The organism is Wenzhouxiangella sp. AB-CW3, from assembly GCF_014725735.1.
GTDB lineage: Bacteria > Pseudomonadota > Gammaproteobacteria > Xanthomonadales > Wenzhouxiangellaceae > Wenzhouxiangella.
Genome location: NZ_CP061368.1, coordinates 1,034,648 through 1,047,224, shown reverse-complemented (window position 1 = coordinate 1,047,224; position 12,577 = coordinate 1,034,648). Strand labels below are relative to the sequence as shown.

Below are 12,577 nucleotides of genomic sequence, written 5' to 3'. Positions count from 1 at the left end.
CCACACTTGGCCGCGCACTTCCTCGAACCCGCAGGCCGGAGATTGCGCGCGCATCCCTGGCGGTCTCGGCCTGTCCGAAAGCCTGAATGTGGCCGGGATGCATCAGGGACGCAGGACGCGCAGCCACCACCAGAAATTGACCAGGCTCATCAATGAGGCGGCCACGTAGGTGAAGGCCGCCGCGCGGAGAATGCGGCGGGCATGGGGGCGGTCCTCGGGCTTGAGGTATTCGCCCTTTTCCAGCAGCGGCATGGCGCGCCGGAAGCTGGCATCAAGCTCGGTGGGCAAGGTCATGATATGAACGACGATGCCCGAGGCCAGTGCGGCGATGGCGAGCATCAGCATGATTAAACCGGCTCGCGGCAGGCGCAACAGCACCATGGCCAGCGGGGCCAGCGCGATCAGGACCACACCGATGCGCTGGAAGCGCTGTACGGCCTGCACCAGTTTCGTACGCCATACCAGCGGCTTGTAGCCATCGGCGTGCTGAATGGCGTGGCCCACCTCGTGCGCGGCCACGGTCACCGCGGTCAGCGAGGCACCATCGTGGTGCTCAGGACTGAGCCGAACCATGCGCGCTTCGGGGTCATAGTGGTCGGCACCGGGTTCGGATCGCTCGACGCCAACCGACTCCAGTCCCAGCCGATCCAGCAGGTGGCGGGCCAGTTCACCGCCGGTGCCCTGATAGCGGTCGTCGGGCTGCCGATACGTCGCCAGTACGCGCTTGACCCACCACTGCGGCAGGAAGATGACTGCGCCTATCAGGATCAGAAGCAGGATAATGTGCATGGTCAGATCCGCATCACGAGTCGTTTTGCTCCACCAGGGCCCAGGCTTCGCGACGACTCATTCCGGTCAGCCTGGCCAGCACTTTGGCCGCGCGCGACGGCGGCAGTTCCCGGGCCAGCTCACGCAGTAAAGCCCGGGGTCGGACAGGCCCGCCGGGTGCGGCATTGCCCGCGACCACCACGACGGCTTCTCCGCGCTGCTGGTCGGGATCGCTACCGACCCACCCGGCCAGTTCCGCCAGGCGGGCCCGCCGCACCGTTTCATGCCACTTGGTGAGTTCTCGGGCCAATGTGGCCAGGCGGTCCTCACCGAACGCCGCCGACATGTCGCCAAGAATCTCCGGAAGATCCCGTGCCGGCGCGTAGAAGATCAGGGTGACATCCATGTCGGCCAGATTGTCCAGTCGCGTCCGCCGCTGGCCGGCGCGGGCGGGCAGAAAGCCTTCGAAGTGAAAACGGTCGGACGGCAATCCAGCCACCGACAGGGCGGCAATAGCAGCGCAGGGCCCCGGCACGGTGCGCACCGGTATGCCGGCCCCATGCGCTGCCGCAACCAGACGATATCCGGGGTCGGAAACCAGTGGTGTACCGGCATCGCTGATCAGGGCGACTGAATCGCCGGCGCTCAAGCGTTCGATCAGCCGGTCGAGTTGCGCAGACTCATTGTGCTCATGCAGGCTGATCATTTCCGGGGCCGGTCTTTCAGCAAACAGTCTCCGACTGGTTCGGGTGTCTTCGGCGGCCACCACCTTGACCTGTTGCAGCACGTCCAACGCGCGCGGGCTCATGTCCCCAAGGTTGCCAATGGGCGTGGCAACGACCCAGAGCGCGGCGGGATCGGTTTGGATTGAATCGTTCATGAGGGCATTCTATATTCCGTAGCCCTTGCCCATGCGCAATGCGACAACCCGGTTTATCATGAGCGCCATGAACCGTCTGTATGCCTTGATCATCTCCGTACCGCTCCTACTGCTCGTCGCCTGCGCGCCGCCGGGGCCGGACGTTCGCCCCGATCCCGTCGACGACCGCCAGGCCGAAGCCGCTGAACTTCAGGCCCGGGGCGAATACATCGATGCCGCTCAGACCTGGCTGGAACTTGCCGAACACCATCCCGAGCGAGCCAATCGTTTTCGCCTGCATGCCGCCGAAGCACTGCTCGAAGCGGGCGAACTGAATGAAGCCGAAGATGTTCTCGGCGTCGTCAGCCCCGATGCGGCCGACCGTGCTTTCGAGGCACGCTTCGAACTGGCGCGTGCCGAGCTGGCCATGCTGCGTGGCGATCTGGGCATGGCCGGGTGGTTGCTCTCGCATGCCGCAGAAGATCTGCCCGGAGGGTTGGTCGAGCGCCACCAGGCACTCGAGGACCGGCTCGAGATGCTGGAAGATCAACCCGCACGGCAGGCGCTCGCAGCGCTGGAGTCCGCCATTGCCGAGGATGACTTCGAACCTGAACTGGCGCTGGCGCTATTGATCGAATACCCGCTGGAAGCGCTGGAAGGCATTGTTTACCAGTATGGCCACCGCAGCGAATTGCTGCCCTGGCTGGATCTGGTGCTGAGTGCCCGTGAGCACCTGCTCGACCAGCCTGCCCTGCGGCCGGCCCTGGAAGCCTGGCAGGCGCGCCACCCCCAGGCGGGCTACAGCGCTGACGAGGCACTGGTCTGGCTGGCGGCCTGGCGTCAGTCGCACCCGCGCCCTGCTCGGGTCCATGTTGCCCTGCCTGCCCCGGAAACACCGCTGTATCGACCCGGCAATGCACTGCGCGACGGGTTGGTATCAGCCTGGCTGGAAACACCCCCGGACCATCGCCCGGAGCTGCATTTCCACTATGTCGGCGGCAATGCCGACGACATGGTCGCCACCTGGTTCGATGCCCGCGAACAGGGAGCAGACCTGCTGATCGGGCCGCTCGACCGCAACCAGGTCAATGCCTTGCTCGAGCTTCCCGATGCCGACATGCTGCCGACGCTGCTGCTCAACCTCCCCGACGAGTCGACAGCACTGGAGCAGGCGCCCGGGATGACGGCGCTGGCGCTGCCTCCGGAAGAAGAGGCCGAGCTGGCCGCCGCCCGCGCCCTGGTCGATGGCCACCAGCGGGCCGTGGTGCTGGCCCAGTACACCAGCTGGGGCGAGCGGGTTGCAGGCACGTTCGCCGACAACTTCGAGCTTGGCGGAGGCCGCGTGCTGGAGAACCGGATCTACGATGCGGCAAGCACCGACCATTCCCACCTGCTGCGCGAAGTGATGCGCATTGACGCATCGGAGGAACGCGCACGACGACTGCAGAGGCTCATCGGTGAGTCGATCGAGAGCGAACCCCAGCGTCGCACCGACCTGGACATGATCTTTCTGGCGGCACGCGCCGACGACGGGCGCCTGATGCCGCCGCAATTGCGTTTTTTTGATGCCGGCGACGTGCCGCTGATGGCGACCTCGCAGATCATAGCCGGGGCGCCGGACCCGGGACGCGACCGTGACCTGGACGGCGTCATCGTGCCGATCGCACCATGGTTTCTGGATCACACCGCGGCCGGAAGACATCGCATCCAGGCCGAGCGACACCATGCCCACCTGGGCAGCGCAACCTTGTCACGGCTGCACGCGCTGGGCCGGGACGCCATGTCGCTGGTGCCCTGGCTGGTGCTCATGCGAAGCGATCCGCAGCTCTACCTGCCGGGAATGACGGGTCGTCTTTCCCTGCCCGAAGGCCAGGTCGTGGTCCGCGACCTCCCCTTCATCAAGCTGGAAAACGGCCGCGGGCTGCCGCACTGACCCATGGCATCGACGCGAGGCGAATTCGGCGAACGACAAGCCGAACAATGGCTGCATGGCCAGGGCCTGGAAACCATCCAGCGCAACTATCGCTGTCGCGCCGGCGAGATCGACCTGGTCATGCTCGACTGTCAGGACAGTGACTGCCATGTGCTGAGCTTCGTCGAGGTACGCCTGCGTGGCCCCGGCGCCCGGGTCGACAGTGCCGACAGTGTCGATGTCCACAAGCAGCAACGCCTGGTCAATGCCGCCCGGCACTTTCTGATGTGTCATCCGGAATGGTCCGAACATGCCTGCCGCTTCGATGTCATAGGCATTGATTCGGAGGAGCAGGGCTTGCGCTGGATCCGCGATGCTTTCGAAGCCGACGAATAACGACGAACTCCCAAGGTGAAATCATGAACAAGCTGATTCGATGCGTCATCGCGCTGCTGGTGCTGTCCATGCTGAGCGCTTGTGCGGCACTGGTTGTTGGCGGTGCCGCGGCCACCGGCATGGCGGTACACGACCGGCGCAGCTTCGGTACGGTTGTCGACGACCGCGTGTTGCGGATCCGGGTCAGCGATGCCCTGCACCGTCACGAAGCCATGGCCGGTGAATCGACTCGCCTGCGCATACTCGCCTACAACGGCTGGGTGCTGCTGGCCGGCGAGGTGCCGGACCAACAAGCGGTCGATCTGGCCACCGAAGTGACCGAGGATGTCGACGGGGTCCGGCGTGTGATCAACGAACTGGCCGTCACCGAGCGCGCCGGAATGGGGCAGTCCAGCACCGACCGATGGATTTCGAGCAAGGTCAATACCAGCCTGGCAAGGGTGCGCGACATCCAGGGCTTCGATCCCACCCGGGTCAAGGTGATCTCCGCACGCAATATCGTTTACTTGATGGGCCTGGTCAGCAATGAAGAAGCCGAGGCAGCCGTCGAGCAGGCGCGCACGGTCCGTGGCGTGGAACGGGTGGTAACGGCGTTCGAGTATCTTGAGTCCGGCTGAGCCTGATTCAGGCTGGCCCGGGCCAGCGTAGAGAAAGGGGAACAGACATGAGCGAATCGAACGACAAGCGGCCGCTGGATACCGACGGCGCGACACGACTGGAAACCCTGGTGGAATCCGATGATGTCGTGGATCAGCCTTCAGCGACCGACGAAGCACTTGAAATCGGCTCATTCCGGCTGATTCGGGAACTGGGCAGCGGCGGCATGGGGCGTGTCTTCCTCGCCCGCCAGCTCGATCCGGTCGAACGCGACGTGGCGTTGAAGGTAATTCGCCAGCGGGTACTCAGTCAGCAAACCCTGGCGCGCTTCGAGGTCGAACGCCAGGTGCTGGCGCAGATGCAGCACCCGGCGATTGCGCAGGTCTACGATGCCGGCACCACGCCCCAGGGCTTTCCCTGGTTTGCCATGGAGTATGTCGAGGGCGAACCGCTCGACCAGTTCTGTGCACGGCACCGTCTGTCCCTCGATGACCGCCTCGAGCTGTTCGTACGCATCTGTCATGGCGTTCAGCATGCTCACCAGCGCGGCATCATTCACCGTGATCTCAAGCCGGCCAACATCCTGGTCACGCGAATCGACGGAGTGCCTCAGCCCAAGATCATCGACTTCGGCATCGCGTCGGCATCGCGTCGCGACGATGACTCAGCCGCGATCCGTGACGTTGCCGGCACACCCCAGTACATGAGCCCGGAACAGTTCGCCGACGGCGACGGCATTGTCGATACCCGCAGCGATGTCTATGCCCTGGGGGTGATTCTCTACGAGTTGCTGGTCGATCAGCCACCCATCGACCATCGCCACTTTCGCCGCGACGGCCCGCTGCACTTCTCCGATCTGCCCGACACCGGCACCATTGCCGCGCCCTCGAACCGGCTGTCGAGCGCCGGCGAGCAGCGAGACGAGGTGGCGAGCAAGCGATCCATCCCGTACCGGCGCCTGCATCGGACACTACGTGGCGACCTGGACGCCATCGTGCTCAAGGCCTTGAGCATCGAGCGCGAGAAGCGCTATGCCTCACCGGCGGAGTTTGCCGACGACATCGGCCGCTACCAGGCCTGCGAACCGGTGCGGGCCCGCCCCTGGACCCAGGGTTACCGTATGCGTCGCTTTGTTCGCCGCCATGCACTCGCCCTGGGCAGCGCCAGTGCCATCCTGCTGGCCCTGATCGCAGGTCTTACCGCGGCCACGCTGGGCATGCTGGAAGCGCAGCGCCAGTACGATATCGCGCAAACCCGAAGCCAGGAACTGGAACAGGTCGCGGCATTCCAGCAATCCATGCTGGAAGACATCGACCCGACCACGATGGGATTCGGCATTCTTGAAGTGCTGCGCGACCAGGTCAGGGAAGGCCTGGCCGGCATCGAAGGCAGCGGGTCTGACATCGAGTACGAGCAGTTCGAACGCTCTCTGGGTCTTGCCAATGCCAGCGACCTGGCGCACACCGTGGTCGACGAGCACATTCTTCAGCGTGCCCTTGAATCCATCGACCGAGATTTCGTCGATCAGCCCTTGCTGCGCGCCGACCTGCTCGAAGCGGTGTTCCAGGTCTACTACGCGGTCGGCCTGGTCCATGCATTGCCTGAACTGGGTGAGCGCATCATCGAACTGCGTATGTCGCAACTCGATGAAGCGGCGCTCGATGTACTCAAGGCGCACAACCAGCTGGGCGAAGGCCTGTATCGAACCGCCGATTACGAGCAGGCAGAGAAGCAGTTCCATCACGTCCTCGATACGCTCGACCCGAATCGGGACGAACACCAGGCTTTGATGCTGAAAACCCGGGCCAACCTGGCGTTGCTGCTGGTTGATCGGGGCGAGAATGAAGAGGCCATTGATCTGGCTGCCGAGAATATCGATCTGTCCCTTTCGGGCTGGGCCGAAGACGAACGGGACTTGCTGGGCATGTACGGAACCATGGGCTACGTACTGGCCCGCTCCGGCGATGTCGAGAACGCCCTGACCTGGTTTCAGAAGCAGCTCGACGGCCTGCGCGAGCATCCCGATGTCAGCAATCACACCATTGGGCGCAGCATGATCAATGTTTCGGCCGCACAGGGCGCCCTGGGCCGGCTGGAAGAATCGCTGGCAACCAATCGGGAAGCAGCTGCACTGCTGGAAACCGATCTTGGACGCCGTCATCCCGACACGCTTCGGGCCATGGCCAATGTAGGCAACACCCTCTACCAGCTGGGCGAGCGTGATGAATCCATCGCCGTCCTCGAGGAAGCAGTGAACCTGCGCTCGGAGGTCATGGGCCCCGGCCATCCGCTGACCCTGCGGGCGATGCTGAATTTGACCAGTGTACTGGTCGGCACTGGCGCGCTGGATGAAGCCGGCAGCCTGATCGGCAAGGTGGTCGATCAGCGCCGCCTGCTGCTCGGCGAATCGCACCTGGATACGCTGATGGCCAAGGAGTTCAAAGCCGATATCCTACTACGACAGGGTGACACGGAAGCCGCGCTAGCCATCATCGAGCCGGTTTACCAGCAGCGGCTGGAACAACTGGGCAGGGATCACAACCAGACCCAGGACGCCGGCTGGGTGCTGGGACGTACGCTGCGAAAGACCGACCGGCTCGATCAGGCCAGACCGCTTCTGAAAGCCACGCTGCAGCATGACTTTGACCGCAATGGCCCGGAAAGCGGCACCACGCTGAGAAAGGCGCTGGAGTACTATCGTGTCCTGAAGGATCTGGATCAGGTCGAGGCGGCCCGGGAAGCGAGAGCAGACTACCTGGCACCGATTGATGTCGATGATATCGATGAGCTCGACGACCGCCTGCACGAGCTTCACCAGATGCTGAACGCAGTCGACTGACCCAGCAGCAGGTCAGCCGGCACTCAGCCAATACATTGCCGGCACGAGTACCAGCAGGGTGAAACCGGCAGCCAGGGCATCATCGAGCATGACACCAAAGCCGCCGTGTACGCGGCGATCAAACCAGCGAATCGGCCACGGCTTGGCGGCATCGAAAATGCGAAACAGGACAAAAGCAGCCAGCCACCAGCCCCAGTGGAACGGCACGAAAAGCAGTACCAGCCACATGCCGACAAACTCGTCCCAGACAATGCCGCCGTGATCGTGCACCCCGAGTTTTTTCCCAATGATCCCGCACAGGGGGACGCCGATCAGAAAGCCGGCGATGACCACGGCGAGCGCCACTGAGAAGGGCAGTTGCACAATCAGGGCGGCAAACGGCAGCGAGGCAATGGTGCCGGCCGTTCCCGGCGCGACCGGAGCCAGGCCGCTGCCGAAACCGAAGGCGAGAAAGCCGGTGGGCGTGGCCAGGGCAATCTGGCGGGTGTCGGCGCGATTCATGACGCGAAATGATCCCATCCCGGCACCAGATCGGCAAGTTCACGGCCGCGGTCATCCAGGCAGCGCACCTTGCCGCTGTCGTCGATGCGACCGATATCGGTCAGCGTGGTACCGGCGGCCTCGGCCAGTTGGTCCAGTGACTGTTCCGGGTGTGCCGGCACGGCCGCCAACAGTTCGTAGTCGTTGCCGCCACCGGCCTGCAATGGCCAGCGCACGTGTTTGTCGCCCACGGCGGCCGTGAGAGCGCCAGAGGTCGGCAATCGGTCGAGGTGAATCTCGGCACCGAGCTGCCCGCCGAGAAGATGACCGAGATCAGCCAGCAGGCCGTCCGAGATATCAATCAGCGCATGCGCCGGCCCGGCCAGCACATCACCGGCGCGGACACGCGCCTGGGGGCGATGCAGACGTGCCAGCAGTGCTTCGGGAGCATCATCGCCCAGTGCCAGTGCGGCGGCGGCATCGCCCAGGGTTCCGGTCACGATCAGCCTGTCGCCGGGGCATGCGCCACGGCGCGTGGCAACGCGGTCGGGAGCAACTTCCCCCAGCAGTTCGACCGCGATATTGAGCGGCCCGGAAGAGATATTGCCGCCGACCAGTGCCACGTCGGCAGATTCGGCAGCACCCAGGAACCCATCGAGAAATCCATCCAGCCAGTCGGGATCGCATTGCGGAAGAGTCAGGGCCAGCAGGGCCCAGCGCGGCCTGGCGCCCATCGCGGCCAGGTCGCTGAGGTTGGCATGCATGGCCAGATGACCGATATCCGAAGGTTTCCAGGCGGCGGTGAAGTGACGGTCGAGCACCAGGGCATCCGTGGTCGCCACCAGCGCCCTGCCCGGCGTCGGCATGATGACAGCCGCATCGTCCCCGATGCCCACCGGCACCGATTCAGACGCCCGGATTCGGCGACGAATCCGTTCGATCAGGTCAAACTCACCCACTGCCCAGTTCGGCGTCGCGCTCGAGCTTGCGGCAATCGGCAGCCAGCCGGTCGAGCACACCATTGACAAAAGTGTGCGCCTGCTCGGCACCAAAACGATGCGCCAGCTCCACGGCCTCGTCGAGGATCACGCGATAGGGCGTCTCGATGTGGTGCAGCAACTCACAGGCACCCAGGCGGAGTATGACGCGTTCCATCTGATCGAGGCTGGCATCGACACGGGCCACGTGCGGGGCCAGCGCCTGGTCGAGCTCGTCGCGACGCTCGACCACTTCCCGAACCAGGGTTTCGAAATAATCCTCGTCGACGCCTTCGAAATTCTGCTCCTCCAGAAACTGCTCGACGATGGCCTGAGCCGTGTCGTCATTGAGCTGCCACTGATACAGTGCCTGCAGGGCTCGGCGCCGGGCACGACGGCGCGGCTCGAAGGTCCCGGCCGGCTTCTTCCTGCGCTCCCGTCGGCTCACGAGCCCGCCTCCGAGCGCAGTTCGATCATGTCCAGCGCCGCCAGGGCGACTTCCCGGCCCTTGTTCTTGCGTTTGGGGTCGGCCCGCTCCAGCGCCTGCGAACGGCTTTCAGGCGTAAGCACGCCGAAAGCCACCGGGATACCGGTGTCGAGTGCGACCTGTTGCAGGCCACGAGCGCATTCGGCACTGATGAATTCAAAGTGCGCGGTCTCGCCACGGACCACTGCGCCGATGGCAATCACCGCGTCAAACGATCCGCTCTCGGCCAGGTACTGGCTGGCCAGCGGCAGCTCCCAGGCGCCGGGAACATCAAAGACCTTGAGACGCGCATCATCCACGCCCGCGGCCGTCAAGGTCTGGCGCGCACCTTCGAGCAACATGCCGGTGATGGTCGGATTGAACTGCGCCACAGCGATGGCGATGCGCCAGTTGCCGGCACCGGGTCGGATCGATATGTCACTCATTGGCTTTCCCCTTCTCCCTCCGGAACCACGTATTCGACGATCTCCAGCCCAAAGCCATCCAGTGCATGAAGGCGCTTCGGTGCTCCGAAAACCTGCATCCGCCGTATGCCCAGCTCGGCGATGATCTGAGCGGCAATGCCATAGCTGCGCAGGTCGTGTTCCTGGTTGTCCTGATCTGTCTGTTCGTCATGCCCGCTGGTTGAAAGCAGGCCATCCAGTCGCGACTGGTCATCCTCATCATAGCCCAGCACCAGGGCCAGCCCGCGCCCGCGACGGGCGATATCGGCCAGGGCGGCGTCCAGCGGCATGCCGAATCCGGGATCGGTGATGCCAATTACGTCGCCCAGTAGCTCGGGCACATGGACACGGACCGGGAATGGCTCATCGGGCTGCACCTCGCCACGCATCAGGGCCCAGTGCAGCTTGCGGTTGATGCGATCGCGAAACACCTTGAGCTCGAAAGCTCCGTGCGCCGTGCCAACGGTCTGTGAATGCACGCATTCCACGCTCTGCTCGGTGCCCAGCCGGTAACGGATGAGATCGGCCACGGTGCCCATCTTCAGGCCGTGTTCGGCAACGAACTTCTCAAGCTGCGGGCGGCGTGCCATGGTGCCGTCTTCGTTGAGAATCTCGACCAGTACGCCGGCGGGCTCCAGGCCGGCCAGCAGCGCCAGGTCCATGCTCGCCTCCGTGTGCCCGGCACGCGCCAGGACGCCCCCGGGCTGGGCAACCAGCGGAAAGACATGACCGGGCTGGTTGAGATGATCAGGCTGGGCGTTGGGGGCCACTGCCGTACGGATGGTATGGGCCCGATCATAGGCCGAAATGCCGGTGGTCACGCCTTCGGCAGCTTCGATGGACACCGTGAAGTTGGTCCGGTGGTGCCGATCGGTATCGCGCACCATCAACTGCAGACCCAGTTGCCGGGCGCGATCACGATTGAGCGACAGGCAGATCAGCCCGCGACCGTAGCGGGCCATGAAATTGATGTCCTCGGGCCGCACCATGCTGGCGGCCATGATCAGGTCCCCTTCGTTCTCACGATCCTCGTCATCGAGCATCACGACCATCTTGCCGTCTCGAATATCGGCCAGGATGGATTCAATCGAATCGAACTTCATGCTTTTCCTCGCATTTCGACCAGCCGATCCAGGTAACGGGCGACCAGATCGACTTCCAGGTTGACCACCGCCCCGGCATCCAGACGGCCCAGGGTAGTGACCTTCAGGGTATGGGGTATGAGATTGACCTCGAAGGCGTCATCATCGACCGCATTGACGGTCAGGCTGACGCCATCGAGTGTGACCGACCCTTTCTCGGCCACAAAACGCGCCAGGTCTCCGGGCACGCGAAATCGGAAAATCCGGCTCTCGCCCGACGGCTGGATGGATACCACCTCGGCCAGGCCGTCGACATGGCCGGTGACCAGGTGACCGCCAAGACGATCACCGGCAGCCAGCGCCGGCTCCAGGTTGACCGGATCGCCCTCCCGGAGCTGGCCAAGACTGGTGCGCGTCAGAGTCTCGGCCGACAGGTCGGCGCTGAAGCCGTCCTCGTCGAGATCAAGGACTGTCAGGCAGCAGCCGGCCACGGCCACGCTGTCGCCTTCGTGCCAGCGATGCGGCTGCAACTCTGCGCAGTCGATGCGCATGCGGCAGCCGCCGCCCCGTTGCACCCGGGCCGATACCCTGCCCTGGGCCTGAACGATTCCGGTAAACACGATGTCAGGAACCTGTCTGTCTGTCCGGTTGATGGGCCGGTTGATAGAGAAAACGCCAGTCCGGGCCGACCCGGCGGCTTTCGATCAGGTCTAGATGGAGGCGGTCGGCGAATTTTTCCATCCCTGCCATCGCCAGCATTGGCTTTCCCTTACCGATCAGCACCGGAGCCTGGTATACGAGTAGTTCATCAACCAGCCCGGCACCCATCAATGCCCCGCACAGCCCGGAGCCCGCCTCAACCTGAATCTCGTTGATATCACGCTCGGCCAGCCGCTCGAGCAACACTGTCAGATCGACACGCCCGTCGGCCAGTGACGGCAACTCGCACCATTCCACCCCACCGCGCTCCCAGCCCGGATGCCGGCGCCCGGCCACGATGACGGTTCCGGCCAGTCCCAGCATGCGGGCGTTTTCGGGCATCCGGCCATTGGAATCGACCACCACGCGAGTCAAGTGTCGATCGACACCGGGCAAACGCAGGTTCATCTGTGGATCATCGGCGAGCACCGTGCCAATGCCCGTGAGGATGGCCGAGGCACGCGCCCGCCACTGCTGCACATCCTCGCGCGCGGCTGCCGAGGTAATCCACTTCGACTGGCCATCGGCACCAGCGACAAAGCCGTCGAGACTGACGGCCAGCTTGATCCTCAGCCACGGGCGACCCCGCTCGTGACGCGCGACAAACCCACGGTTAAGCGCTCGGGCGGCCCGCTCCATCAGCCCCGAGCGCACTCGAACGCCGGCCCGGGAGAGTTGCTCATGACCGCTGCCATCAACCCGACCGTGAGGGTCGGCCATGGCTGAAACCACCTCGGACACACCCGCATCGATCAATGCCTGGGCACATGGGGGTGTTCGCCCCTGGTGACTGCAGGGCTCCAGCGTGACGTAGACCGTTGCACCACGAGCCCGGTGTCCGGCTTCGGCCAATGCCAGGGGCTCGGCATGCGGCTGCCCAGCCGCCCGATGCCAGCCTCGCCCGACCACTTCGCCACCGTTGACGATCACGCAACCCACCGCCGGGTTGGGATCGGCCGTCAGCCGGCCCAGTTCGGCCAGCCGCAGGGCTTCGGACATGTAACGGTGATCGTCAGCAGTAAAATTCATGCACACACT

General features: G+C 64.3%; 13 protein-coding genes. 4 read left to right on the top strand and 9 right to left on the bottom strand.

The window, feature by feature from the left end; translation table 11 throughout:
• Nucleotides 1–102: 102 nt before the first annotated feature.
• Both IC757_RS04570 and rsmI read right to left on the bottom strand, forming a co-directional pair.
• Complete coding sequence (locus tag IC757_RS04570) at nt 103–789, bottom strand: zinc metallopeptidase (protein ID WP_190976196.1); 687 nt, start codon at nt 787–789, stop codon at nt 103–105.
• Between the two features lie 13 nt (nt 790–802).
• Nucleotides 803–1,648, bottom strand: a complete 846-nt coding sequence (gene rsmI / locus IC757_RS04565) for a 16S rRNA (cytidine(1402)-2'-O)-methyltransferase (RefSeq protein ID WP_190976195.1) — start codon at nt 1,646–1,648, stop codon at nt 803–805.
• A gap of 58 nt (nt 1,649–1,706) precedes the next feature.
• Here rsmI and IC757_RS04560 point away from each other — a divergent pair, with 58 nt between their 5' ends.
• From IC757_RS04560 to IC757_RS04545, 4 genes are read left to right on the top strand one after another with little or no spacing between them, the layout of a single operon-like run.
• Nucleotides 1,707–3,560, top strand: coding sequence for a penicillin-binding protein activator (locus IC757_RS04560; RefSeq protein ID WP_190976194.1), 1,854 nt, complete (start codon nt 1,707–1,709; stop codon nt 3,558–3,560).
• Nucleotides 3,561–3,563: 3 nt separating this feature from the next.
• A complete protein-coding gene (locus IC757_RS04555) occupies nt 3,564–3,935 on the top strand; it encodes a YraN family protein (protein WP_190976193.1) in 372 nt (123 codons plus the stop codon).
• 23 nt (nt 3,936–3,958) lie between these two features.
• Nucleotides 3,959–4,552 carry a BON domain-containing protein gene (locus tag IC757_RS04550; RefSeq protein ID WP_190976192.1) on the top strand — a complete coding sequence of 198 codons (594 nt, stop codon included), beginning with the start codon at nt 3,959–3,961 and terminating at the stop codon, nt 4,550–4,552.
• A 47-nt stretch (nt 4,553–4,599) separates the two neighbouring features.
• The gene (locus tag IC757_RS04545; protein WP_190976191.1) at nt 4,600–7,371 is read left to right on the top strand and encodes a serine/threonine-protein kinase; all 2,772 of its coding nucleotides are present in this window, start codon (nt 4,600–4,602) and stop codon (nt 7,369–7,371) included.
• A gap of 12 nt (nt 7,372–7,383) precedes the next feature.
• Here IC757_RS04545 and IC757_RS04540 read toward each other — a convergent pair whose 3' ends face one another.
• Genes IC757_RS04540 through ribD form a run of 7 tightly spaced genes read right to left on the bottom strand, consistent with a single transcriptional unit; the run spans nt 7,384 to nt 12,568 of the window.
• Entirely contained in the window at nt 7,384–7,872 is a 489-nt protein-coding gene (locus tag IC757_RS04540) for a phosphatidylglycerophosphatase A (RefSeq protein WP_223846254.1), read from the bottom strand.
• On the bottom strand, nt 7,869–8,810 hold the full coding sequence (gene thiL, locus IC757_RS04535) for a thiamine-phosphate kinase (protein WP_190976189.1): 942 nt from the start codon (nt 8,808–8,810) through the stop codon (nt 7,869–7,871). The genes IC757_RS04540 and thiL overlap by 4 nt, the downstream gene beginning before the upstream one ends.
• The gene (gene nusB / locus IC757_RS04530) at nt 8,803–9,276 is read right to left on the bottom strand and encodes a transcription antitermination factor NusB (protein ID WP_190976188.1); all 474 of its coding nucleotides are present in this window, start codon (nt 9,274–9,276) and stop codon (nt 8,803–8,805) included. Before nusB ends, thiL begins: the two co-directional genes overlap by 8 nt.
• Nucleotides 9,273–9,740, bottom strand: coding sequence for a 6,7-dimethyl-8-ribityllumazine synthase (ribH, locus tag IC757_RS04525; protein WP_190976187.1), 468 nt, complete (start codon nt 9,738–9,740; stop codon nt 9,273–9,275). Before ribH ends, nusB begins: the two co-directional genes overlap by 4 nt.
• Complete coding sequence (gene ribB, locus IC757_RS04520) at nt 9,737–10,861, bottom strand: 3,4-dihydroxy-2-butanone-4-phosphate synthase (RefSeq protein WP_190976186.1); 1,125 nt, start codon at nt 10,859–10,861, stop codon at nt 9,737–9,739. The genes ribH and ribB overlap by 4 nt, the downstream gene beginning before the upstream one ends.
• On the bottom strand, nt 10,858–11,460 hold the full coding sequence (locus IC757_RS04515) for a riboflavin synthase (RefSeq protein ID WP_190976185.1): 603 nt from the start codon (nt 11,458–11,460) through the stop codon (nt 10,858–10,860). Before IC757_RS04515 ends, ribB begins: the two co-directional genes overlap by 4 nt.
• A gap of 4 nt (nt 11,461–11,464) precedes the next feature.
• The gene (gene ribD, locus IC757_RS04510; protein ID WP_190976184.1) at nt 11,465–12,568 is read right to left on the bottom strand and encodes a bifunctional diaminohydroxyphosphoribosylaminopyrimidine deaminase/5-amino-6-(5-phosphoribosylamino)uracil reductase RibD; all 1,104 of its coding nucleotides are present in this window, start codon (nt 12,566–12,568) and stop codon (nt 11,465–11,467) included.
• Nucleotides 12,569–12,577: the final 9 nt, after the last annotated feature.